The organism is Streptomyces sp. NPDC005263 (assembly GCF_042872365.1).
Lineage (GTDB): Bacteria > Actinomycetota > Actinomycetes > Streptomycetales > Streptomycetaceae > Streptomyces.
Map to the genome: position 1 here is coordinate 235844 of NZ_JBIAKJ010000007.1, position 23761 is coordinate 259604.

Genomic DNA, 23761 nt, shown 5'->3' on the forward strand with positions numbered 1-23761 from the left:
ACGAGTAGTGGGGTCGGGAGCGGCAGCGCCCCCGACCCCGTGCACGAGCCGTCGTCAGACGGCGCTGGCGCAGGACGAGGCACAGGACGCCGCGCACCCGTCACCGGTGCCGCACGCCTTGGGGAGCAGGTCGGCGCCGATCTCCGTGACGACGGTCAGGTCGATGTCGAACGGGTCGGCGGGCGCCTTGGGCGCGGCTGTCGTGACGGACGCCTCGGTGGTGGCCGTTGTGATCGGGCTGAGCGTGGCTGCGGTCATCGCAGTTCCTCTTCTCTCGGAAGGATCCGAACGGTTCGTCGTGCTGCCCGGCCGCCTGCTTATGGAGTGCCGCAGGGCCGGTTTTCTGCATTCGCACCTTGGGTGCGGCCCCTCTCCAGTTGACCGGATTCCGTGGGGGACATGGATCCGGAGCATCCGGAGAGGGGGGTCGAGGACACGGGCCGGGGCTACCGGAACTGGCCCGCGTAGAGCGTGGTCAACGTTGTGCCGGTCACCAGGACGGGCAGGAACAGCACCTGGAAGGCGTCGAAGCCGAACCGGCCCACGTACTTCGCCGGATGCCTCAGCACCCATCCGACCTGGCTCAGCATCTGCCGGAGAAACCCCCGACGCATGGTGGTCATCACGCTGCCGACCGCCGTGGGGCCGTGGCCTTGGCAGCGTCGACGACCGCCCACAGCATCGTGATCAGCGCCTCGGCACGGACCTGCCAGGCAGCGAGGTTCGTCCTGTCCTCCTCCAGATAGCCCGGCGTTACGAGCAAGGGGGTGACGATCCCGGCCGCCCTCCCTCCCTTGCTCGACCACGGCCAATGCGTTGTGCCAGCCCTCACACAGAACGCGGCTCTCGAACGGTGCCGCCCGCTCGACGTACGTCTCCACCGCCTCCCAGCCGGCATCGTCGACGTACCGCTGTGCGCCGGCCACGCTGTGGTCGGCTGCCTCACCGAGCGACGCGGGCAGGCAGGCGTACAGCACCAGGCGTGTGCCTGGGGGCACCTCGTGTGGTGCGATCTGCCTCGCACTGCTGCTCATTCCGCGTTACCTCCAGCCAGGTGAGCCGAGACGCCAAGGACCGGCGCCTCGACAAAGAGCCTCGCCGGGGGCAGTCGGCGGCGGTACGCCGTCAGCACGCCGTTCGTCCGCCTTCCAGCGGCGCGCGAAGCGGCGGAGGCGCGGCGTACCGCCGCGGCTCACGCATGGGGAGGCTGATCGGTCCAGTGCCTACCGAAAACGAGAAGCGGCGATGGAGTCGGTGAACGAAGAGCGCCTCTGCAGGCGGACACCAGTACGGCGTCATTGGGTGAAGCTGGCCGATTGCACCGAGCCTGCGGGCCTCGCGCGCAGACATGTACGCGGGTCCCTCGAGGGGCGTGCCGCGCCGGAGCGGGTCGACGACGCCGTTCTGATCGCCTCGGAGCTCGTGGGCAACGCGCTCAGACACACAGCCGGCGGACCGGACTGCATGTGTGTGGAGGTCTACCGGGACATGGCGGTACTGCGGGTCCACGACGCGGAACGGCATGTCTCCAGGGTCCGGGCACGCTCCGCGGAGAAGTCGCTGGATGAGCTGACGGGCAGTGGTCTCGGACTGCTGCTCGTCGGGGAGTTGGCCTCCGAGTGGTCGGTCCGGCCGACCGCGATCGGCAAGGAAGTGGTCGTGGTGCTCGCCCTGGACGCCGGTGGGCTATCCGAGCGGGACGCTCTTCCGTACATCCCAGCGGTACGTCCTCCCCTCACGGCGGAGTTCCACCAACTGGACGGCGGGCACGAAGAGTTCGATAGCCGGTAGAGCGCGAAGCCCTGAGACCGTCTCCACAACGGGCGCGGCGGGGCGCCGACGGTTGTTGTACGCGAGGCTCAGGTGCGGCCGGAAAGCGGACGTCGGCTTCTTCGGGGCCAGACCGACGCTGCTCCCCGCCTTGGCCAGCGAGTGGTGCAGCTGGAGCAGGGGTTCCCAGGGTCCGAGGGACAGCCGGACGGCGCCGCGGGAGCCGGCCAGCGGCATGGCGCGTACGGAGAACGCGGAGGGCAGCAGCGCCTCGGCGTCGCGCGCCAGGCTGTCCAGCTGGCCGGGGGTGACGACACCCGGCGTTCCGACTCGGGCGAGGGTGATGTGCAGTCCGTCCGTCGGCACCGGGTCGAGGGCGAGGGGGGCCAGCTCCTCCTGGCAGTGTTGGGCGAGAGTCGCGAGCCGCTGATCATCCGGGAAGGTCAGCATCCAGTAGTACGCGCGGCTGCCGTCCGACCAGCCCGGGCGTGCCCAGTGGTCGGTCATCTCGTCGAGTGCGCTGAACGCCGCCCAGTCGTGGGCCGCGGTGACCGCCGGGTCGTCCGTCTCGGCGGGGGGCTCGGCGGGGAACGCGGCGGGATCGGCGCTGAGCAGGGGCACCCGACGTACTCCTTCGGCTTCACACTGCCCCGGAGTACGACGACACCCACGGCGCCTACGACGCGGATGACGCCATGGCCAGGGCCGCTGGCTGCGAGCTCCAGGTCCGGAACTCCTCGCCATAATCGCGCACCGCCGGGTGATCACGCCACGGCCCGGCCTGCTCATGCAGGTCACGGGAGCGCTGGTAGACGGAGCTGATCGGTGTCTCTGCGCACAACCGCAGGGCCTCACGGCCCAGCGCCATCGCCTGTTCGATGTCGGGCGTGCGCTGGTGCAGCAGCGCGGTGGCGACGTCGAGGCGTACGAGCGAACGGCTCCAGGAGGAGGCCGAGTGCTCCACCAGATCGTCGATGTGCTCGGCGTCGCGCAGTACCTGGGCCGTGTTGCGCAGCGCCACGTGTGACGTGACCGCGTTGGCCAGCGTCCGGGCTCGTCCGTACGGTTCGAAGGAGATGCAGGAGGTCAGCCGGACGGGTACCTCGTGGAGGTCGGAGAGGCGGAGTGCCTGTCCGATGGCCTGCTCGACGGCACGCCGGTCGCCGGTCTTACCGAGGGCCCGGGCCCGGCCGTTGGCGAGCAGGCGGATGGACTGGGCGTGGCGTGGGGCTCGATCGACGGCCGCGGCGGCGCAGGTGTCTGCTTCGTCGTACCGGCCGGCGTAGTAGAGGCTGAAGGAGAGGGTGCCGCACGCCCAGAGGTCGGTGTCCAGGTCGCCGATCTCACGGCTGAGTTCCCGGGCTTCGGTGCAGTACGCCTCTGCGAGTGCGAAGTCGCCAGTGTTCACCGCCATGTAGCCGAGCAGGCTGGAGGCGCGGGCGGCGAGGCGGAAGAGCTCCCGGCGCGTGCGTGGGGGCTGGCGGCCGTCGAGCAGGGTGTGGGCGAGCTGCCGCACCTGGCGGGCCTGGGGACGGAGGAGGTACGGCCCGTCCTGTTCGTACCGGCTGGCGATGCCCTCCAGCGAGGAGCCGAGGAAGGCGAGCGTCGCGTCGTCGGTGTTGCTGGCCGTGAGCTGCCGGGTCCGGGTGACGATGTCCAGTGGGTTCTCGTCGTCCTCGCGTGGCGGAGACGCACTCGTCACCTGCTGGACCGTGCTCGACTCCTCGTCGCGGTCGTGCGCGGAGTCGTCGTCGTACGCCGTGGAGAACAGCTGGGACACGGGCCTGCCCAGCATGTGCTCCAGAACCCGGCAGGCGTCAGGACGGGGCAGGGTCAGCAACTCCCCGCTGTACCAGCGGTCGAACTGGCGTGGAGAGACCTGGAGGGACGCCAGGCGGGGGTCTCGGTCGAGCTCTGCCAGCCGGGCGGCGGCCCGCTCGTACTGGGCGGAGAAAGCTTCGTGCGTCGTCAGATGCCGTTGCTGGAGCAGCTGCCGAAGCAGCGTTGTCCGTGGCATGGCCCACCCTCCTGGTGCGGCGTGCAGGACCGACGCGAAGGCGCGTGCGGGTAGCGAGGTCGTGGCCTGCTCGCCCATCGGTCGGCTGCGGCGCATGCCCGTACGAACGCGCGCCGTGACTCCTGACAGCATGCCGACGCAATCACCAACTAGGCAATATGTCTGGTGAAGTTGACCCGTATGGGTTGTAGAGGTGTCGCCGGTACGGAGAGACTTCTGGCATGGCCTTGAAGAGAAGCCTGGTCCCGCAGTCGGTGTACCGGCGACAGCTCGCGGCACGGCTGAAGGAACTGCGTGACGCGACCGGGCTCACCCTCACCGAGGTCGCCGACCAACTGGAGGTCAACCAGGGGTCGCTGAGCCGGATCGAGAACGGCGAACGCGGCACGACGCCGGTCCTCGTCCGGGCACTGCTGGACCTGTACGGCGTCAGGGACGAAGACCGGCGCGCCGACGTGCTAGATCTCGTACGGGCGGACAAGGAGCAGCAGAAGCCCTGGTGGCGGAAGTACTCGACGGTGCTCAGCCCGACCCGCTACGACGGTTACCTCGCGCTGGAGGCCGGCGCGACACACCTCGCCAGCTACCAGCCGATGCTCGTGCCGGGACTGCTCCAGACCGAGGACTACGCCCGCGCCGTGATCTCCCAGATGAGGAAGGACCTGTCCCCGCCGCAGGTCGAGTCCCTGGTCAGGGTCCGCATGGAGCGGCAGAACAACCGCCTGGGTGGTGAGGCCCCCGCCAGACTCCGGGCGATCCTCGACGAAGCCGTGCTGCGCAGGACGGTCGGCTCCGTTGACGTGATGCGCGACCAGATGCGGAAGTTGGTGGAGGCGAGCGAGTGGCCGAACGTCACCGTGCAGCTGCTGCCGTTCTCGCTCGGAGCGCACCCCGGGCTGTACGGTCCGTTCGTCATCCTGACCTTTCCGGACCCCACGCCAGATCTGGTGTGGTTGGAGAACCCCAAGAACTCCGTGTATCTCGAGTCCCTGGGGGACGTGAACAACTACTTGGAAATCTTCGACCAGTTGAGGGACAGCGCCCTCGACCCGTCGGAGACTCGCACTCGCATCGCACGCATCAGCAAGGAGCTCGAAGAGTGAGCACGCCCCGCATGCCCGCCCCGCACGATGTCACGACAGTTTCGTACGACGTCGATGTCGCGCAGGCGCGGTGGCAGAAGAGCTCGTACAGCGGGGGCGCGAACGACTGCGTGGAAGTCGCCGCACTAGGCGACCACGCCGCAGTGCGCGATTCCAAGGACATCAGCCGGGGGCCGTTGCTCTTCTCGAAGCCGGCGATGCGCGCGCTGGTCAGCGGGATTGCCGGCGGGTAAATCGGTGAGTGTCGGGGCTGAGAAGAGACCCCGCCGCCGACCGCGTTAGCTCTACGGCTCACCACCCGTACGTGTGCATGACTCAGCGGTCTAGGTATCGCGGCCCCGTGCCCCCATACATCCCCGTGCGCTCTTGACTCAGTTGCTGAATCTGTGTGTTCCACTTTCCAACGAGACGTACTCCGCGGTATGGTTTTGTAATGCCTGAGCAGCAAGAAGACCGATCGCCCGACCGTACAGCGGTGGAACTGTTCGCCGGCGGCGGCGGCCTGGCCATGGCCGTCGGGCGAGCGGGCTTCCGACCGCTCCTCGTCAGCGAGGTCGCCAAACGCGCCTGCGAGACGCTGGAGGCGAACGGCGCCAAGGAGCGGGGCGAGGAGGAGTGGATCCCCGAACCCGGTGGACCTGTGCCGCTCGTCTCGGGGGATGTCCGCGAGCTCGATATGCGCTACCTCTGCGGCAAGGTGGATGTGTTGGCCGGCGGGCCGCCGTGCCAGCCTTTCAGTCTCGGAGGCATCGCCAAGGGGGACGAGGACAAGCGGAACATGTTCCCGGAGATGTTCCGGGCCGTTCGCGAGATCCAACCCAAGGCCGTGATCTGCGAGAACGTCGTCGGACTTCGCAGGAAGTCCTTCGAGCCGTACTTCCAGTACATCCTCAACGAGCTGTCGTATCCCTACCTGAAACGCGACCCGGACACCACGTGGCAGGAACACGACGCCCTCTTGCAGACGTATGACGCCGCGCTGCGGGCCGGCCGTGCCTCCGACCCGTCCGGGGGCTATGAGCTCTACGACGTAGTGGCAACGACCGTGAACGCGGCGGACTACGGCGTACCGCAGGTGAGGAACCGGGTGATCATCGTTGCGTTCCGTCGAGACCTCGGCGTGGACGTCGAGGCGTTCAAGCGGAGCGTGAGGCCCACCCACTCGTATGACGCTCTGGTCCGCTCAATGGCGAAGGGCGATTACTGGGTTCGGCACCAGGTCCCGGACCACGTTCATGATCGAGTTATGGCTGGGCTCCCGAAGCGGAATGACACGGAAGAAGCGTCACTCCTCCCGTGGCGGACGTTCCGCGATGCACTGGCCGGCCTGAACGGTGAGCCACCCCTACCACCCGTCCCTTGGGGCCATCTCGACCGCCAGGAGCGCTACCTGGGCAGCGTGACCAACCACATCGGCTGGCCTGGCGCGCGTATCTACAAGGGGCACACCCCGAACGAGCTGGACCGTCCGGCGAAGACAGTTAAGGCGGGCGTCCACGGAGTCCCTGGCGGGGAGTCGGTGATGTTGACCGACGAACGCGAGCGTGACCCTTCCACTCCAGGGGGTTGGAGGTACAAGCACCGGTACATGACCGTGCGAGAGACGGCCCGCGTCATGACGTTTCCGGACAACTGGGTGTTGGAGGGCCCCCGCGGAGAGCAGATGCGCCAGCTCGGGAACGCTGTTCCCGTTCTGTTGGGCGAGTTCTTCGCGAAGGCGGTGGCCAACGCCCTGGACAAGGCGGGGAGCACGCGGTGACGACCGCGAAAGCTCCACGTCAGGGCTGTTGGAAGGACAAACAGCCCCCCGAGAAGGCGTGGAAAGGGCGGTCCGGTAGGACAAGGGCCCAAGCGTCGGCGGAGCAGGACAAAGCCGCGGGCGGACCTGACCGGCGCTGGGTGGACTTGGGCGAGGGGCGCCGAGCCCGCGCCTCCGTCGAGCTGAAGGTACTGACCAAGACCCGCCGGATCCGGGCCTATTTGCGCTGGTCCGACAAGGGGACCACCCGTAGACCCGTTTACCTCGGAGAGGTCGAACACGAGACTCGGCGCGAGAATCTCGCCGAGGCGTGGCGCCGGGCCATCGATCGCGGCCTTGTGCAGCGCCCCCAGGAGGAGGCGTCGGCGTCCTCATGGGCGGCGAGCCATTCGGTTCGCGCATCGATGCAGGGTAACCGGTCGCGCGACACGGCTCCGGAGAAGCTCCTGCGTAAGCACCTGCACGAGCGGGGCGTGCGGTACCGCGTCTCCCACCGCCCTCTGCGCAGCCTGCGGAGAACCGCAGACGTTGCCTTCCCAGGTGTGAGGGTGGCCGTGTTCGTGGATGGATGCTTCTGGCACGGTTGCCCGGACCATTGTCGGTGGCCAGCAACGAACGGGGATTTCTGGCGGAACAAGATCGAGGGGAACCGCACACGGGACGCCGAGACGAACCGTGTGTTGGAGGAGTCGGGCTGGCTGCCTGTGCGGGTATGGGAGCACGAGGACCCATCGGTGGCCGCCGAAAAGATCATCGCGCTCGTTAGGGCAAGGCGCCGTACTGCGGCCCCTGGGCACGCTGGCTCACAAGTTGCCATCCCCCAGAAGGTCGGCGATGGCGTCCTCGGCACGGCGCAGCACGATGCGACCGTCGCCCGCACTGTAGGCGAGCAGACGGCTGCCGCAACCGAGGCCGGCCTCTGCTAGTAGCCCCATGGGCAGCTCGACCCGACCGTTCTCGTCGATGATTACCTCGGCGGGCTCTCGGATCATGAGGGCCAGTCTGGCACGCACTAAGGAAAGATCGTCGGCGATGCGCATCACTCCTGATGGCAGGCGGGATCCCGCTGATTCCGGACCGGTTGTCAGTGGGCGTCAGTAGAGTGAATGCATGCTGACGCGAGGTATCTCGGGGGGCGAGTCGCGGACGACGCGAGACTCACACCCCGCCGGTCCAAGGCACTACATCCAGTACGACGCGGTACACGGGGCCCGGGGAGCCACAACTTATGTCTGAGGGCCAGTACATCAACGTGATGCCGCACCCCCGCATCCTCGGTGTCCTGGGTGACATCGAGTTCGCGGCCTGGCAGTGCCTCGCCGAACTCGTGGACAACGCATTCGACGCGTTCCAGTCCTCCCCCGAGAAGGGGAGCGAGAGGCCCACCGTGAGCATCTCACTGCCGACCGCTCAGGACTCGCGGTTCACGGCTGAGGTGCTCGTCCAGGACAACGGCCGGGGCATGAGTCTCGACGAGGTGCGCAACGCGATCAGCGCCGGCTGGAGCGGCAACGGCCGACACGGCGCCCTGGGCCTGTTCGGCATGGGCTTCAACATCGCGACCGCCCGGCTCGGGCGCAAGACCGTCGTACGCACGGGACGTGCCGGCGACTCCTACTGGACGGAGGTCACGCTCGATCTTCCGGAGATCGAAGCGTCGGAGGAGTACCAAGCGCCGCACCGCCAGGTGCCCAAAGTGAGTCCCTCGGAGCACGGGACCGTCATCACCATCAGCGACCTCAAGGGTGAGCAGTTCGAGGCGCTTCGTCGTGCGAACGCCCTGAAGGTGATCAGGGAGAAGCTGAGCGACGTGTACAGCTACCTCCTCACGGAGCGTGGCTTCCTGCTCACGATCAACGGCAAGAAGCTGCCCCCTCGGAAGCCCTGTGTCTGGGACGAGAAGCGCACCGTCACCCGACGGGGCGTGGAGATCAACGCCGTCCAGCGCATAGACGTCGCTCTCACCGACAAGAAGGCGTGCATGGCTTGCGGGTACTGGAACCCGCTGGACGTCGAACGCTGCCGAGAGTGTGATCAGGACCGTCTTGAGGTCCGTTCCCGTCGCATCTGGGGTTGGCTCGGAGTCCAGCGCTACGTGCACCGCACGGATTACGGCATCGACTTCCTCCGCAACGGCCGCAAGATTCTACTCAAGGACAAGCGGGTCTTCTACTGGACCGACGAGGACGGCCTCGGAGAGCCGGAATTGGAGTACCCGATCGACTCCAAGGCGGCCACGGGCCGCATCGTCGGAGAGATCCATTGCGATCACGTCACCCCGAACTACCAGAAGACGGCCTTCGAGTTCGAGACCGCCGAGTGGCACCAGGTGCTCCGAGCCATCCGTGGCGAGAGCCCGCTGCGTCCGGAGATCGCAAAGCGGCGAGGGCTGCCTGAGAACGAGAGTCCGCTCGCCCTCCTGTACTCAGGCTTCCGCCGCCAAGACGCGGGCCTGAACTACTTGGTACCCGGAAACGGCAAGGAGGCCATCCACGAGAGGACCGTCCAATGGGCGAAGCTGTTCCGGGACGGACACCCCGACTACCAGAGCGACGAGATCTGGTACGAGGCGGCCTACAGCAACGATCACCCGGTTCAGGATGAGCCAGACCCTGGCACCGGCAGCGACGTAGACGAGCTTCTGCCCGGTCTCGGACCCGCGTCGCCCGCGGAGGACGAGGACCAGGAGGCCCCTGCAACCGATGACGTTCCGCCGACAAGAGAGGATCCGGAACCGGCAGAGACCTTCGAGCAACGGCTGCAACGCTACCGTGACAGCGCGGACCAGTTCCCCGACCTCGCCGGGGAGTACTTGATCCCCGAGATGGGGCGAGTCGAACTGAGAGTCTGGGCCGTGCGGGACCAGCGGCTCACCAACGCCAAGGACCAGGAGACCCCGGCCTTCGCCATCATGGTGCGGTCCCCACAGCTGGAGGTCTTCGTCGACTCCGATCACCAGCTCTATCGCGAGCACGGGGTGGACATGCGTGACGTCGCGCTGCTGGAGGCGGCCGAGTACATGCGCGTCCGGAAGAACAACAACTCCACGCCACTGACCCAGCTGCTGCTCCTGTTCAAGGAGCGCTCCTCCAGCCCCCGGCTGACGCCGACCGCGATGGCCGACGAAGCTGAGCGGCTCCTGGAGCGGATTCGCACGCTGATGGCCCCAGTGATCGCGGAGACGCCGGCCGTTCACTGGTTGCAACTGCGTGCAGAGGAAAGGGAGGCCGCCGAGGAGCGGTTCGCCCTGGAATCCGAACCCGGTCTCGACTGGAACGAGGCTGTTAACAACGGTGACTTCATCCGCTTCGCGCCCGCCAGCGCCATTCTGCGCGTCCTCAGCGAGTCTCCGGCGCTCTTCATGGACGGGAAGGTCTTCCGGCGCTCGTACGCCGCGCTGTCGGCCTCGGACGCGCGTGACTTGATGGTGGAACGCTTGATGAACCCCCTGAGCGACCTGGCGCTCCTCGCCCAGCACCGACCCAAGGTCACGCCCGAGGAGCTGGGTCGTATCCGTGTCAGCTGCCGCCTGATCGCCCGTGACCTCGCGGACGACAGCTGAGGATCGGAGAGGCGATGCACAGCTTCCTGGAACCAGGCCCGCTTCTCGACGCCGGGCCACTGCAGTTCCCTAGGCGCGTCGAGCGGCTCCTGTGGCATCTCGGCTTCACAGATGTCGCCGTCATCGACGGCTCCGGCGACGAGGGTGGTGACGTCCTCGCGCGCCGGCGCGGAGAGCTGTGGGTCTTCCAGTGCAAGTGGAAGCGGCGCGGAGTCGTCAGCGCTGACGCCGTGGACGAGGTCGACAACGCGCGGGACCACTACAGCGCGCATCAGGCCGTCGTAGTGACCAACAGCCGCTTTAGCTCGGACGCCCGGCGCCGGGTCGACGTACTGTCTCGCATCCGCCCGAGCATCCACCTCTGGGAGGGCGGTCACCTCGCCCGCAGTTTCAAGGGGATCGCACCCCGCTTCGGGGAGGTGACACCACGGCCCTACCAGGCCGAGGCGCTCTGGGCCCTGGACAAGGACCTGGACTCCCACGGACGCGCCCTCCTCATCCTGGCGACGGGGCTCGGCAAGACCGTGGTGGGGGGTGAGGTCATCGCGGCGCACCTCCGCCGTCACCCCACGGATCAGGTTCTTGTAGTGGCGCACGCCAAGGATCTGGTCCAGCAACTCGAACGCGCTCTATGGCGGCACCTACCCAGGGAAGTCCCCACCCGCCTGCTCACCGGGGACACCCGCCCGGACGACCTGTCCGGAGTCACCTGCGCCACCGTCGGTTCCGCTCTGCCCGCCGCCCGCTTCGGTTACCGGCCGGCGCTTGTCATGGTTGACGAGGCGCACCACGTCGGTGCGGACGGGCAGTACGACGAACTGCTGGAAGTTCTGTCTGCTTCCAGGCAGTTCGGGGTCACAGCCACGCCTTGGCGAGGCGACGCACATGACATCGGCCACCATTTTGGGCCGGCGAGTTTCACACTCGGCATCGAGGAGGGAATGCGTCGGGGCTACCTGGCGCAGGTGGACTACCGGTTGTTCGTCGATAACGTCGACTGGGATGTCGTGAAAGCGGCCAGCGAGCATGAATACGGCCTGGGGGACCTCAACTCCCACCTCTTCCTGCCGCAGCGTGACGAGTCCATCCGTGATGAGCTAGCTGCGGCATGGGCGGCCACCGCCAACCCCCGCGCCATCGTGTTCTGCCGCACGGTTGAGCACGCCGAACGACTGGCCGAACTCCTGCGTCGAACCCCCCTTTGGTCCGGAGCCTTGGCCTTGCACGCGGGCCTGGCCAAGCGCGAGAGGCAGAGCCGCCTTCTCGCCTTCCGCAGCGGCGAGGTCCCCATCCTCACCTCTGTCGACATCCTCAATGAGGGTGTCGACGTCCCCGACGTCAACATCCTCTGCTTCGCCAGGGTGACTCACTCCCGCCGGATCTTCGTCCAGCAGTTGGGGCGGGGGCTCCGGCTCAGGACGGGCAAGGAACGCGTGACGGTGCTCGACTTCGTCAGCGATCTGCGGCGGATCGCGGCGGCCCTCAACATCAAGCGCAGCTTGGAGGGCGGTGAGGTGGAGACCCTGGACCAAGTCGCCCCATCACGCATTGAGTTCAACGACCAACGAGTCGCGACCCTTATGGAAGAGTGGATCAAGGACGCGGCCAGCCTCGAAACCGCGTACGACGAGCACCGCCTACAGTTCCCGTCCGCCCTCGCCGCCCTGGAGTAGTCGCCTTGCCCCAGCTCAACCTTCCCGAAGCTCTCCGCCGCCGCATCCTCCTCAGCATGTACCGCACCGCCGACGAGCTGGACTGGGAGTTCCTGAGCAATCCTGGGAAGACCGCTCAGTACCGCCGATGGTTCGATGACTCAGAAATTGGCGGGGAGCTCCGAGACTTCGCCAGCGACCAGGACGTCCGGGTGTGGATCAAGGACGTGCCGATGAAGGAGTACGCCCGGGCCCAGGAGGGTATCGGAAATTTCGTCCCGTACGTCCGCCGCCGTTTTCGCGGGGCGGACGAGATCGTCCAGTTTTTCTGCGGACCTGGTTGGTCGGTGGTCCCGGACTCGGTGGAGGGCAAGCCCAACCACTGCCTTGCCACAGATGGGAACGCGAAGCGTTACATCTGTTGGGGTAAGGCCGGAGTCTTGAAAGACCTCATCTGGGCAGCGCTGAACGAGGCCACCGACTCGTCCACCCGCCCCGGTATCGTGATCACCACCAGGGACGGTGAAACGATTCCCCAGCACGCGCGTGAGCGTCACGTTCGGCTCGCGAATCACTGCGGCGTCGACCTGAGTCATCTACACCGAACCATGATCGATAACCCGGAGCTCATCACGATGCCCTAGAACGCGATTCTTCGGATATTCCGTGGCCGCCCACTTCTGCGGGCCAAGTTGTGGTGGAGGGGGCGAGCGCTCGCCTGACCTGGTTGGTTGGGCGAGCGCCGGGAGCATGGCGTTCGAAGCTACGGCTTTTGGTGTGCGGAGGTGGCGAGGAAGCCGTCGGGGCCGAAAAGGGCCGTGCGATTCAGATAGCGATTGAAGTGGTCACAAGCCGGTTCGCCTAGATGCAAACAGGCGGGGCAAGCGCCGCCGTTACGTTCACAGGCGGGATCCATAGCACACCGGGACTCGGCGCCGGCGATGCTCGCGAGCAGGATGTGCAGGTCGTTCTCAAATACAGCTTGCAGGCCACCAAGGACAAAATCACCTCGACTGGCTGCGAAGACGAAGAAGCCGTTGTGCCGAGGGATGAGGTATTCGCCCAATCCCTCGCGGTCGACACCAGCGAAGACAGCGAGTTGGCGGATGGCCCGGTGTGCGTAGGAGTGGATGAGGGTGAGAATATCCCGGCCGACGGGCGACGCGTCATCCGGGTCGCTGAAGCGAGAAGGCGGGGTGACACGAGCGGCGAGAACGGCGCGGGCGGAGCGCGCGTCGTCTGCTGGCGGTAGTACATGCCCGCGTTGACTCAAGGCGGTGTGGACCAGGAGGGGGTCGAGGCGGAAAAACAGGGCCTCCGTGGATCGCAGATCGGCATAGATCCGTCGTCCGCTTTTACCCGTGAACAGGCTCAGGCGGGAGGTGCCAGGCTCACCGCCGCCTCGCGTGTACCCATATACGGCCTTGAGGACGGGGAAGTCTGTGAACAGGTCCACCCCAGCTAGTCCTGCGCGCTGCAGAGCGGCGGGATAGTGGACTTGGTAGCGGGTCTGAACAGCGGGCGGGGTAGCAGCAGTGACGAGGTCGGCAACGCGCTGGCGGGAGCCCTTCTCGGTAGCTGCCAAGGCGACGTCTACGGCCTCCCGTTCAGCGGCTTCGATTTGCAGGCTGTGGGCATTAGCCAGCTCGCCGAGGTCTTCCTCGGTACCCAATTCTCCTGCTGCGCCGGCCACGGCGGCCATCTGCTCGGCAACCGCGCGGGTTAGTCCGGAAGCGACGAGCTGGTCGACCAGGGAGGTCTGGGTCTGGCGGCCTGCACCAGGCTCGGAGTCCTCAAAGCCGCCCAAGGCCCAAAGTAGAGCACGACGCGGTCCGCCAGACTCGGTGACGCGGCGCATCGCGGCGCGGCTGGCTGGGTTGATCTGTGTGAAGGTCTGGGGCGTGTAGACACTGGCAGATCGGTGGACGTTGTAGCGCAGGTACTCCGCGTTCTTGGCCTCTGAGTATCGGCGCCCGCAGGAACACTTACGCCATGCGAAGCCCTTCTGGATCTCCTTCTGGCATACCGGACACTCGAAACGGATGCGTGCGGCATCCATGCTCGACTGGTGAGGCATGCGGACCTGTCGGTGCTCCCGGCATAGAGGAATCGGGGGTTGTTCCAGCAGTCCGCAGTCATGGAACCCGACGAAGTGCAGCTGCCTCCAGTGGTTGCTCCCGCACTGACAGGTCTTAACGGCGCCGGTCTCCACACGTCGGCACCCCCGGCACACCCATACCAGGGGAAAGCGCTCGACGCGTACGCCTCGTTCGGGGTTAACCCCCACGACTTCGACCGGGCCGCCTGCGCGCAGATAATTTACGGCGGTGGCGTCCAGGCCGCGGCCTACCCAGCCTTCGAGTTCGGAGATCAGGCGACCCCTAATGATCGAATCCTCGACATCGACGGGGCGCGGGTCTTTCCACTCAGTGGTGCGCCAGATTCCGCCTTTGAGGTCAGCGGTCTGCTGTGGGAGGAAGCTGTAGAGGATCTGGGATCCGCTGCGCTCGTCCTTCATCGCTGTGCCTTCCCTGGTTTGGTTAGTCGTCGCTTACGGGGATCTGGGCTTCGACATCACGCAAGGAACGCATGGGTGCGCGTGCGAGCAGTTGATTGGGCCACTTGGCTCCGTCTCCAGGGTTCTCCAGGCGCATGAAGTACGTCTCGAGCTGACCGGTCACGTCGGTGAAGGCCAGATGGTGTTCTTCATCCACGCCCAGGGCGGCGGTGCAGGCCCGCGCCTCCTCCTCAGCGGTCAAGCCCGTCTGGGCGGTGTACTTCCGGAGCAGGTCCACGGTGGTCAGCCGTCTGCCAGCCGAACGCGGTTCGTGGACGAACAGACGGCGGGACTCGATTGCGGCGCTGGTGGTTAGCTTCAGCACACGACGGCTGGCGCGGGTGATGGGAATGGGTTCCACGAAGCGGTCGCCCTGCTCGATGAAGGGCCTGAACTGGGAGAAGACGGCGGAATCCCGTTCGCGGCCGATCTTGTGGATGACATACACCAAGCCGGGATGGGCGCGTCCCACGCGGGCCGTGGCCTGAATGAACTCCGCAGTTGTCAGCGGCACGCCGAGCACAGTCATCACATTCAGCCTGTCGACGTCCACGCCGTGCGAGATCATCGAGGACGCGGTGATCACGTGCAGGCGGTCAAGGAAATTCGCCTCAGGACGCAAGAGGCGTTGCAAGGTCTCGCGCACTTCCTCGAATGGGGTTTGACCGGTGAGTTGGGCGGCGTTGAGGGGCGTGACGGGGACCTGCGTTCCGAGGGAGCGCCTGGCGGCCTCAACATCACGCACAGTGTTGCCGTACACCACATGAGTGCCATAGAGGTTCAGAAGCATGGGCACGTGGACGGGGTCGACGCCTGCCTCGGCACATACGGCCTGGGGCTCGTCGTGTAGACGGCGCACAGACTGCTGGAGGATGGTCGTGGTCCGGTCTGAGACCCACTCAAGTGTGACGCCGCGCGGCCACACCGCGACAAACCTGCGGAGCAGTCGATCCGTCTCACGAGACCAAAAGGACTCGCGAGCAGAGGGACCAGGAACCGGGAATACCCGGCCGCGTCGGTTGTACAGAACATCTACCTGACGCTCGAATCCCGTCAGAGTCGCCGACGAGGCAATAATTTTCGGGGCTCTACCGGTGAGCTCCGTCTGCAGGGCGTCCAGCAATGACTCGTAGTGGGAGTCCACCGCGCCCAGGGAGTCACGTAGCAGGTGCAGTTCGTCTTGCAGCCGGAAGGAGGGGGCGAATCGCGCGCGGTCCCTAGGTGCCAGCGGCGTGGTCTCGCCGGGGCAATCGGGGACCAGGCAGCCGGTTGGCCGCTTAGCGCGCTTCGCGTACGTGAATCCATGGCCGGGGCGTGAGCAGCGTCCGGCCGGTCCCTCGAAGAAGCCCCGCATGCCTCCCTGCATGGCAATCAGTGCGGCCTTGTCCAGAGTGCCGATAACGACGGTGGGCAGGAAGCGGTAGATCTCCTGGTCGACGACGTACACCGGCAGCGGCTTGCCATCGCTGGGGCACCCAGGTGCCTCACACAGATGACGCAGGGTCCAGTCACCGCGGTGGAACTTCATGCGGATCTCCTTCGACCCGCAGAATGGGCAGGCGGTAAGAACCTGGTAGCGGTCCGCCATACGAGGCTCGTCCACGTCGATGGGGTTGTATTCGGTGGGCGCGATAGGAATTTCGTTGGGGGTCGCGCCCGCGCCGATGAAGTACCCCAAAGAAATAGGCTCCCCCCCGATCGCGTGTTCACGACGCACCAGCTCGGCTGCGGCTAGGGCGTCCGCGAAGCGCTGGGTCTGTTGAAGGGACAGCATTCGTAGCGGGAATCGACTCCAGGCCGTGATGCCCGCGAGCTTCCCGCGCAGTCGATCATGAAAGGCGGCTAGGACGAGTAGACCGAGATACGTCTCGGTCTTGCCACCGCCGGTGGCGAACCACACGATCTCGACCTGCTGCCAATCTTCGCCCTCATTCACCAAGGAGGGCAGCACTGAGAGAATGAAACCGATCTGGAACGGGCGCCAGCCCGCGTAGCGCCCGCGGGCCGCGCGGAGCATGGCGCGATTCATGAGCTGGAAGGCTTGACGTAGATCGGCGTCCCGTTCCAGAACGGCCACGCCTGCACGTAGCCGTTGGAGTTCGGCCGTGTGCTCCGCAGCGGCTCCCATGGCTTCTTGGAGCATCTCCGGCTTCCAAGACTCCTCTGTGGCGCAGCGTTGCAAGGCTTCCGAGGACCAGTGCTCGAGTCCCCAAGCCTCATACGCCTCCACCAGCCGCGCGAGGGTGGCCACCGGTTCTTGGGCCAGATGCTCGAAGCTCAGCGGCAACACCCCGGCGTCGGTCCGCTCAAAGGTGTATTCAGGGCGATATCGATCGACAACCACCTGATCGGTGGTAACAAGTTCATTGGCGCCCCGGAAAGCAACACCGCAGTTGATGCCGATGGCCGGCAAACGCCGGTCGTAGCGGAAGCTCTCGGGCAGGGATTCCAGCAGGAAAGGGGCGGTCCGCAGGTCCAGGACCGTCAGCTCCACTTCGAAGAGATGGCGCTCGCCTCGCTGACGCGAGCCCTCAGGCGTGGTGTTGACGAGTTCCACCACGAGCTCAGGGCTGCCGCGCCAAGACTCGTCCGTTACGCGCACCTCCGCGCACGAGCCCACCGCACCCGCCACGTCCAGGGCCTCGGCGATCTGACGCCTGCCGAAGGCCACTCCTGCGGCACCCAATGGGACTTCGATCGGTACCACTACGTCGATCGACGCCGTCTTCTCCCACTTCTCGCCTCGCCCCTCCGAACCGCGCACCTGGTTCCAGGCCAGCGCGCGCAGGCGTGCCCGCAGTGTCCATGGCCCCTCGACCTCGGGCCGCACTCGCAGGCCAATCGCGCACGGGTCCATACGCCGCTCTCTACGTACGGCGGCCGCTTCACTTTCCGGAGCCAGCCGGCCCAACCAGTACACCCCGGCCGGGTCCGCGTCCAAGACGTTATCCCGGTCCCCTCGCCCTTCTGCGGTTACCTGGCTGTCGAGCCAGTCCACGAACCGGCTCTGCGCCTCCACCACGTCCTGCGTCACGCCGCCTCCATCGCCAAGAATTCCAGCGTTAGCTGCCTGAGGCTGCAGTTATCCCGCAGCCGCTCAAGCAACTTCTTCTCCAGTTGCCGCACCCACTCGCGGGTGCAGCCAAACTCCTTGCCCAACGCGTCCAGCGTCATGGGATCCTCGCCATCCAGTCCGAAGCGGCCCTCCAACAACCGCGCCAGACGTGGGTCGGTGCCGTCGAGCAGAGTGCTGATGGTCGTGAGGATCTGCTCCTTCAAGAGCCGGCGGATGATCTCGTCTTCCGGCCGTTCCGCCTTGGCGGCAAGCACCAGATCGCCGAGAGTGGCACCGCCTTCCTCGTCCACTGGGACATCCAGGTGGATGATGGGGGCGGAGTAGTCCAACAGAGCCTGGATCTCCTCTCGCTTCTCACTCAGTCCCTCGGCCAGCTCCGCCACGGTCGCGGATCGTCCGTTGCGCTCCTCGAAACGGCGCGCGTACTGCTGCACACGCCGCAGGTCGTCGCGGACGTGCACCGGCAAGCGGACTGCGGAGCTAGTGTTCGCGATGGCCCGGCTTACCGATTGCCGCACCCACCAGCTGGCGTACGTCGAGAACTTGTAGCCCCGCGTCGGATCGAACTTCTCCGCCGCACGGTTGAGCCCCAGGACTCCGTCCTGGATCAGGTCGTCAAGCTCCAGGTCGCCCGCGCTTGGCAAGTACCGCCTCGCGATATCGATAGCCAGGCGCACGTTGTGCCGAACGAGCACCCTGCGGGCCGCCTCACCGTCACGTACCAGCTCAGCCACTTCATCCGACGCCTCACCACCCTCCGCAGACTCCGCTGCCCGTAGTCCCATCTGGATGCGTCGGCCCAATGCCACTTCCTCCTCGGCCGTCAAGATGCGGTGGCGCCCGATCCGTCCCGGGTAGGCATCTGACTGGTTGTCGCCACTGGACGCCGTCGGCCCGGTGTCCGTCCTGATCCCACCGCGATCCGCACCCTCGCCCCCCGGTTCTTCGCTCAGCACCCCGTACTCGCGCAGCACCGTGATGACGCGCCCCACCTGCTGCGGATCGATGCCTCGACGGCTCGCAACCTGAACCACGTGAGCACGCTCAAGCCGGCCCAGACGCTCGCTGTCCTCCATGAGCGCCTCGACGCAGGCTTCGATCACGTCTTCCACTTCGAAGACGCCTCCCCCTGGATTGAAAAGTGAATTACCTGGACCTCGAGCGATGCCGTTGGCCTTCCCTCGATCCAGTGGGGAAAAGCTAGGGCGACAGATCAGCCGAGCGCAAGCGAAAGCCCGATTAATTGACATACGGAGCGGTAATCGATAAGGGCCGAAGACGCGACGCGCGAGCGTCAATTTGGGCGCTAAGTCCGACTCGTTGACTCGCCACACCGTGGGCGCTAGGTTTGCCGCACAGGCTAAAACTCCTTTCAGCGGCGGCGCAGCCGACTCCCGTGACCCTCGCCCATCCAGGCAAGTCGTCTATGCCCTTGGGGACCTTCATAGCCACGGTCGGAAATGATTGACAAATATTGATGGCACGCGCGCCACGCGAGGCTCGTCGCTTTGAGAAATCGCCCGTAAACAATCAAGCTGGCAACTTGGAGACTCGAGGTGCTGGTGAGGTGGTCGTGCGAGCGGGAAAAGCGGCTGGGGTGTTCCCGATGGGCTCAAGTTCGACGCGCCCTCGGCCCTGAGCAACGCAGTCGATAATCTCTAGGTCATGGCAGCAAATCCAGCTGCAGTAGCAGCGAATTGGACGACTACAGATTCAGATCCCGGTTGTCGACATCGCCATAACGGGAATCCGAGACACTCTGATGGCGGAGATACCTCGCACGGCGGGTGCCATCGACTCCCGCCTATGCTTTCCCCGTCCCAAGACAGCAGGGTCAGCTCTTCGCGGCGTACGCCCAGACGTCTTGCGGAGACAATCCACGAGAAGGCCCTGACCTGCATTGGCCAGCGCCCGGACTGCTGCGGGAGACTGGAGGCTAGTCGGCATCCAGAGGCGAACACGACATGGACTCTTTCGAGTTGGGGCGGTTGACGGATCATGATTTTGAGGTGGTCTGCCGTGATCTGTTCAGTGATGTCCTCGGTATACCGCTGGAAATTTTCCCGCGCGGCCGAGACCGCGGCATCGACCTGCGGCACACTGGTCCCGCCGGGACAACCGTCGTGCAGTGCAAGCACTGGCCGCGCGCGACCCAGAAGACGCTGATCGGACGCCTGATCAAGGATGAACTGCCCAAGGTTCGCGCACTTGCACCCGACCGCTACATCGTCGCCACGACGGTCGGTCTGACCGTTGGCGGCAAGGACGAGCTCCGCAGCGCCTTCGCCCCATACATACGTAGCACCGGCGACCTGTACGGCGTGGACGAGATCGTTGCCGAGCTGCTGCGCCACCCGGACGTGGTCCGACGACACTTCCGGCTCTGGCTGAGCAGTACCGCCGTCCTTCAGACCGTGCTGAACCAGGACCAGTACCTGCGCTCGTCGTGGCTTCAGAAACGGCTGCCCAGCGTCGCCGACACCTTCGTCCCGCATGAGGGCTTCGAACGAGCCAAGCAGCTTCTGGACACCCAGCAAGTCTGTGTCATCGCGGGCATCCCCGGGGTGGGCAAGACGACAGTGGCGCTGATGCTCACGGCCTGGCTGATGGGCAACGGTTACGAGGTGCACGAAATCTCCCAGGACGTCGACGAGATCGGCACCGTGTGGCGCGACGACACCCGACAGGCGTTCCTCTACGACGACTTCCTGGGGAGTACGACCCTGGACGCGGCGTTGAACAAGAACGAGGACAATCGCCTGCTGTCGGTGATTCGGGAGATCCAAAAGACACCGTGTAAAGCGCTCGTGATGACGACCCGTGGCTACCTGCTGGAACACGCCCGTCTCCGGCACGAGCGGCTAGCGGAGCCGGACGTGTCGGACGCGGTCAGCGTGATCCAGCTGACCGATCTGGATCTGCGCGTACGGGGCCAGATCCTCTACAACCACGTCCACCGTTCTTCCCTGCCGCCGGACGACAAGCGCCGGTTCGCCGATCCGGCGGTCTGGCGTCCGGTAGTCCAGCACAAGAATTTCAATCCGCGACTGGTCGAGGAGACCCTCCGGTTGTCCTCGCGCCGGGGGCAAGACGTCACCGCAGCGATGTTGGAAAACTTGGACGATCCGCGCCGCGTCTGGGAACGCATCGTGGAGAACGAGCTGACGGACGAGGCCGTCCACATGCTGGAGATCCTATTCACTTTCGGCGCCGCCGCTCTGGAGGACCTAGAGGAGTCCTGGCGCTGGTACCGCGAGGGAATGGGCCTAACGGTGGATGGCCGGACGTTCCGCAGGGCACTGCAGCTACTGGACGGCACGATGGTCTCCGTGGCACAAGGGCGAGTGGCGTTCCACAACCCCTCGATCGAGGACTACGTCCGCTTCCACCTCGATGCCGGTCGGACCCGCTTCCCGGAGTTGATCGGTGCCGTCATTCACGGGGAACAGCTGCACCGGCTCGTCGCAGCGGCCCGCTTGGCCGACGGCGCGGGGATCCTAGCCGGACTCCGGGAGAACGAGCCAGCCTTGATCGCCGCCGTCCGTGAGATGGAAGAGGATCTGGAGGCCGGGCCAGCATATGGAGACGAGAGCCTGTCGACCCATCTTGAGTGGGCCTTGGAGACGGCAGAGCTACTGGGCTCCCCCGCTCTGGCCAGCTACGTGACGAGGGGAACGCGTCTCCCGTTCATCCACTTCGTCCCCCTCTCCCACCTGGTGAGCCTGGCCAACGCGCTCGACGCCAGCCCACTGGTGCCGCAGGAGCACGCGGAGCAGTTCCGGGAAGGGGTTGCCGATGTGATCCACACCGAGCTGCTGGAGAGCGCCGAAGCCGGCGACTGGTACCGGTGCATCGAGCTGAATCACCAACTGCACGCGATACCGTCCGCGGTGGTCCGTGAGCCGTTGACCCAAGTCCTTGTCCGATGTGCCCTGGACGAGCTGCGCCGGCGAGCGGACGAGCGAGAACCGCTCGACGCGTACCCGGATTCGATGGAGGAGCTGCTGGACTTCCTCTGGGAGCAGGGTGCCGAGGACGAGCTGCCGAAGGAGTTCGCCCTCGTGCAGGAGCGGACCGAGCGTGTGGCCGCAGCTCGGGCAGCTGAGCGAGACGAGCGGCTCCGGCAGGATCAGGAGCAGTGGAACTCCGCCGGGCGTTCTGACACGGCACGTGATCGCGCGCTGGTCACCGAACTGATGCGCAAGCTCGACGACGCACGCTGACCCCTCCCCGCTGGGAGCCATCTGGGAGCCAACCCGCTCCCTGAGTCCCTTCTAGACCGCCCGAGGCCACGACAACCCGACCCTCTGAACAGGGCAAACGTCATCCGCGCTGGCAAGATCAGTAACCGAACCTCATTCGGGACGAAGGGGTCGCTGGTTCAGGACGCCAGGGTTCGCAGGCGGCGGGTGGCCTCGGTGAGGACGTCGTCACGCTTGCAGAACGCGAACCGGACATAGGGCGCCCCCGCCTCCTTGTGGTCGTAGAAGACCGCGTTCGGGACGGCGACGACGCCCGCGCGCTCGGGGAGAGCGCGGCAGAACGTGAGGCCGTCGGACTCGCCGAGGGGGCGGATGTCGGTGGTGACGAAGTAGGTGCCCGCGGGCCGGAACACCTTGAAGCCCGCCTCGGCGAGCCCCGTCGCCAGCAGGTCCCGCTTGGCCAGCATGTCGGCGCGGAAGGCGGCGAAGTACGAGTCCGGCAGGGCCAGCGCCTCGGCGATCGCGTACTGGAAGGGGCCCGCCGAGACGTACGTGAGGTACTGCTTCGCCGACCGCACGGCGCTGACCAGCCCCGGGGCCGCCGTCACCCAGCCCACCTTCCAACCGGTGAACGAGAAGGTCTTGCCAGCACTCGACACGGTGACCGTCCGCTCCCGCATCCCCGGGAAGGTCGCCAGCGGCACGTGCTCGGCCTCGTCGAAGACCAGGTGCTCGTACACCTCGTCCGTGATCACGAGCAGATCCCGCTCCACGGCCAGCTCGGCGATCGCGGTCAGCTCCTCGCGGGTGAGGACGGTGCCGGTGGGGTTGTGCGGCGTGTTGATCAGCAGTACCCGGGTGCGGTCGGTGACCGCGGCGCGCAGCTCGTCGAGATCGAGCCGGAAGCCGCCCTCGTGCGCGCGCAGGGTGACCGGCACTCGCGTGCCGCCCGCCATGGCGATGCCGGCCGCGTACGAGTCGTAGTACGGCTCCAGGGCGACGACCTCGTCCCCGGGCTCGACCAGGGCGAGCAGCGCGGCGGCGATCGCCTCCGTCGCACCCGCGGTGACGAGCACCTCGGTGTCCGGGTCGTACGACAGCCCGTACCGCCGCTCCTGGTGGGCGGCGATCGCCGTACGCAGCTCGGGCACGCCCGGGCCCGGCGGGTACTGGTTGCCGCGGCCGTCCCGCAGGGCCCGTACCGCCGCCTCCCTGACCTCCTCGGGGCCGTCCGTGTCGGGGAAGCCCTGGCCCAGGTTGATCGCCCCGGTGCTCACGGCCAGGGCGGACATCTCGGCGAAGATCGTCGTCCCGAACTCGGCGAGCCGGCGGTTGAGGAGGGGGCGTGCGCTGGAGGTCATGCCGGTCATCCTGCGCCCAAGCTCTGGAGTTCCTCAACTCTGCTTTGGCCCGTGCGACGGAGGGGCATCACCTCGGCACGCACCCAGCGGGGCGCCCACGGGGGGTCGCTTCGGGGGAATCGGAAGGAGGGTGACGCCATGGTCATCGGCATCATCCTGGCGGTTGTCTGCATCGTCCTGATCGGCGCGTTCCGCGCCACGGCCAGGAACCGCCGGCAGAGCGCGGTGCGAGCGGGAGGGCGCGGCGGCCGGGTCCGCCGTTCGTCGGGCAGCGGGTCCGGAGACGGCAGCTGGTGGGCCGCGGGGGGCGCGGGGGTCGCCGGTGACAGCGGCTCGGGCTCCTCGGGCGGGCACCACGGCGGCCACTCCTGCGGTGGCGGCTCGTCCTGCGGTGGAGGTTCGTCCTGCGGAGGGGGTTCGTCCTGCGGGGGCGGCGGGGGAGGATGCGGGGGCGGCGGCGGCTGAAAGGGCCCGGGTGAGGCGGCCGCCACGGGAGGCAGCTGACACGGGGCAGCTGAGCTCCCGGCGGGGGAAGCGGGTACGTCACCGGGCCCCCCGCCCGTCGTCACCCACCGCACGCCGCGTCACTCATTCCCTACGCCCGCCGGGTACCGCTCCCGGCGGGCGTAGAACTGCTCCGGCGCACGCTCCCGTCGCCTCGGCGTACGCCGGGGTGAACAGTTGAGCTGTGGAGCCCTCTGA

Annotated in this window: 19 protein-coding genes and 1 pseudogene; 10 read left to right on the forward strand and 10 right to left on the reverse strand. The window is 66.6% G+C overall.

From position 1 onward, the window contains the following. Positions 1-54: 54 nt before the first annotated feature. From fxlA to ACFYRY_RS29680, 3 genes are all read right to left on the reverse strand, one after another. Positions 55-258, reverse strand: a complete 204-nt coding sequence (fxlA, locus tag ACFYRY_RS29670) for an FxLD family lanthipeptide (protein ID WP_389152176.1) — start codon at positions 256-258, stop codon at positions 55-57. 188 nt (positions 259-446) lie between these two features. After that, on the reverse strand, positions 447-590 hold the full coding sequence (locus tag ACFYRY_RS29675; RefSeq protein WP_389152179.1) for a hypothetical protein: 144 nt from the start codon (positions 588-590) through the stop codon (positions 447-449). 32 nt (positions 591-622) lie between these two features. Next, a complete protein-coding gene (locus ACFYRY_RS29680) occupies positions 623-763 on the reverse strand; it encodes a hypothetical protein (protein ID WP_389152181.1) in 141 nt (46 codons plus the stop codon). 539 nt (positions 764-1302) lie between these two features. Between ACFYRY_RS29680 and ACFYRY_RS29685 the strand changes: the two genes are divergently transcribed. Then, on the forward strand, positions 1303-1791 hold the full coding sequence (locus ACFYRY_RS29685) for an ATP-binding protein (protein WP_389152184.1): 489 nt from the start codon (positions 1303-1305) through the stop codon (positions 1789-1791). Here the strand turns inward: ACFYRY_RS29685 and ACFYRY_RS29690 are convergent. Further along, a complete protein-coding gene (locus tag ACFYRY_RS29690) occupies positions 1687-2391 on the reverse strand; it encodes a 2'-5' RNA ligase family protein (protein WP_389152187.1) in 705 nt (234 codons plus the stop codon). The genes ACFYRY_RS29685 and ACFYRY_RS29690 overlap by 105 nt on opposite strands. A gap of 55 nt (positions 2392-2446) precedes the next feature. Continuing rightward, entirely contained in the window at positions 2447-3787 is a 1341-nt protein-coding gene (locus ACFYRY_RS29695) for a tetratricopeptide repeat protein (protein ID WP_389152190.1), read from the reverse strand. Between the two features lie 221 nt (positions 3788-4008). On the opposite strand from ACFYRY_RS29695, the gene ACFYRY_RS29700 reads away from it, so the two are divergent. From ACFYRY_RS29700 to ACFYRY_RS29715, 4 genes and pseudogenes are all read left to right on the forward strand, one after another. Beyond that, positions 4009-4890, forward strand: coding sequence for a helix-turn-helix domain-containing protein (locus ACFYRY_RS29700; RefSeq protein ID WP_389152193.1), 882 nt, complete (start codon positions 4009-4011; stop codon positions 4888-4890). Then, complete coding sequence (locus tag ACFYRY_RS29705) at positions 4887-5123, forward strand: DUF397 domain-containing protein (protein WP_389152195.1); 237 nt, start codon at positions 4887-4889, stop codon at positions 5121-5123. The genes ACFYRY_RS29700 and ACFYRY_RS29705 overlap by 4 nt, the downstream gene beginning before the upstream one ends. Before the next feature lie 242 nt (positions 5124-5365). Next, entirely contained in the window at positions 5366-6649 is a 1284-nt protein-coding gene (locus tag ACFYRY_RS29710) for a DNA cytosine methyltransferase (protein WP_389152197.1), read from the forward strand. Between the two features lie 404 nt (positions 6650-7053). Next, positions 7054-7362, forward strand: a pseudogene (locus tag ACFYRY_RS29715) (very short patch repair endonuclease); the annotation flags it as partial. A 90-nt stretch (positions 7363-7452) separates the two neighbouring features. On the opposite strand, the gene ACFYRY_RS29720 reads toward ACFYRY_RS29715, so the two are convergent. Continuing rightward, positions 7453-7689, reverse strand: a complete 237-nt coding sequence (locus ACFYRY_RS29720) for a hypothetical protein (protein WP_389152199.1) — start codon at positions 7687-7689, stop codon at positions 7453-7455. A 188-nt stretch (positions 7690-7877) separates the two neighbouring features. Here ACFYRY_RS29720 and ACFYRY_RS29725 point away from each other — a divergent pair, with 188 nt between their 5' ends. From ACFYRY_RS29725 to ACFYRY_RS29735, 3 genes are read left to right on the forward strand one after another with little or no spacing between them, the layout of a single operon-like run. Then, positions 7878-10211, forward strand: a complete 2334-nt coding sequence (locus ACFYRY_RS29725) for an ATP-binding protein (RefSeq protein ID WP_389152201.1) — start codon at positions 7878-7880, stop codon at positions 10209-10211. Positions 10212-10225: 14 nt separating this feature from the next. After that, entirely contained in the window at positions 10226-11884 is a 1659-nt protein-coding gene (locus ACFYRY_RS29730) for a DEAD/DEAH box helicase (protein ID WP_389152204.1), read from the forward strand. 56 nt (positions 11885-11940) lie between these two features. Then, positions 11941-12507, forward strand: coding sequence for a hypothetical protein (locus ACFYRY_RS29735; RefSeq protein ID WP_389152207.1), 567 nt, complete (start codon positions 11941-11943; stop codon positions 12505-12507). Positions 12508-12626: 119 nt separating this feature from the next. Here the strand turns inward: ACFYRY_RS29735 and ACFYRY_RS29740 are convergent, their stop codons facing one another. From ACFYRY_RS29740 to ACFYRY_RS29750, 3 genes are read right to left on the reverse strand one after another with little or no spacing between them, the layout of a single operon-like run. Further along, entirely contained in the window at positions 12627-14381 is a 1755-nt protein-coding gene (locus ACFYRY_RS29740; protein WP_389152209.1) for a hypothetical protein, read from the reverse strand. 22 nt (positions 14382-14403) lie between these two features. Then, a complete protein-coding gene (locus tag ACFYRY_RS29745; RefSeq protein WP_389152212.1) occupies positions 14404-17454 on the reverse strand; it encodes a helicase C-terminal domain-containing protein in 3051 nt (1016 codons plus the stop codon). Further along, positions 17451-18608, reverse strand: a complete 1158-nt coding sequence (locus ACFYRY_RS29750; protein WP_389152215.1) for an RNA polymerase sigma factor RpoD/SigA — start codon at positions 18606-18608, stop codon at positions 17451-17453. The genes ACFYRY_RS29745 and ACFYRY_RS29750 overlap by 4 nt, the downstream gene beginning before the upstream one ends. An 852-nt stretch (positions 18609-19460) precedes the next feature. Here ACFYRY_RS29750 and ACFYRY_RS29755 point away from each other — a divergent pair. Next, positions 19461-21719, forward strand: coding sequence for a restriction endonuclease (locus ACFYRY_RS29755; protein ID WP_389152218.1), 2259 nt, complete (start codon positions 19461-19463; stop codon positions 21717-21719). A gap of 158 nt (positions 21720-21877) precedes the next feature. Here the strand turns inward: ACFYRY_RS29755 and ACFYRY_RS29760 are convergent, their stop codons facing one another. Beyond that, a complete protein-coding gene (locus tag ACFYRY_RS29760) occupies positions 21878-23068 on the reverse strand; it encodes a pyridoxal phosphate-dependent aminotransferase (protein WP_389152221.1) in 1191 nt (396 codons plus the stop codon). Between the two features lie 129 nt (positions 23069-23197). Between ACFYRY_RS29760 and ACFYRY_RS29765 the strand changes: the two genes are divergently transcribed. Then, positions 23198-23524, forward strand: a complete 327-nt coding sequence (locus ACFYRY_RS29765) for a hypothetical protein (protein ID WP_389152224.1) — start codon at positions 23198-23200, stop codon at positions 23522-23524. Positions 23525-23761 lie beyond the last annotated feature (237 nt).

Coding starts and splice junctions, on each gene's coding strand:
- fxlA (WP_389152176.1), bottom strand. CDS start 258: ATGACCGCAGCCACGCTCAGCCCGATCACAACGGCCACCACCGAGGCG.
- ACFYRY_RS29675 (WP_389152179.1), bottom strand. CDS start 590: ATGCTGAGCCAGGTCGGATGGGTGCTGAGGCATCCGGCGAAGTACGTG.
- ACFYRY_RS29695 (WP_389152190.1), bottom strand. CDS start 3,787: ATGCCACGGACAACGCTGCTTCGGCAGCTGCTCCAGCAACGGCATCTG.
- ACFYRY_RS29700 (WP_389152193.1), top strand. CDS start 4,009: ATGGCCTTGAAGAGAAGCCTGGTCCCGCAGTCGGTGTACCGGCGACAG.
- ACFYRY_RS29720 (WP_389152199.1), bottom strand. CDS start 7,689: ATGCGCATCGCCGACGATCTTTCCTTAGTGCGTGCCAGACTGGCCCTC.
- ACFYRY_RS29725 (WP_389152201.1), top strand. CDS start 7,878: ATGTCTGAGGGCCAGTACATCAACGTGATGCCGCACCCCCGCATCCTC.
- ACFYRY_RS29730 (WP_389152204.1), top strand. CDS start 10,226: ATGCACAGCTTCCTGGAACCAGGCCCGCTTCTCGACGCCGGGCCACTG.
- ACFYRY_RS29735 (WP_389152207.1), top strand. CDS start 11,941: ATGTACCGCACCGCCGACGAGCTGGACTGGGAGTTCCTGAGCAATCCT.
- ACFYRY_RS29740 (WP_389152209.1), bottom strand. CDS start 14,381: ATGAAGGACGAGCGCAGCGGATCCCAGATCCTCTACAGCTTCCTCCCA.
- ACFYRY_RS29755 (WP_389152218.1), top strand. CDS start 19,461: ATGGACTCTTTCGAGTTGGGGCGGTTGACGGATCATGATTTTGAGGTG.
- ACFYRY_RS29760 (WP_389152221.1), bottom strand. CDS start 23,068: ATGACCGGCATGACCTCCAGCGCACGCCCCCTCCTCAACCGCCGGCTC.
- ACFYRY_RS29765 (WP_389152224.1), top strand. CDS start 23,198: ATGGTCATCGGCATCATCCTGGCGGTTGTCTGCATCGTCCTGATCGGC.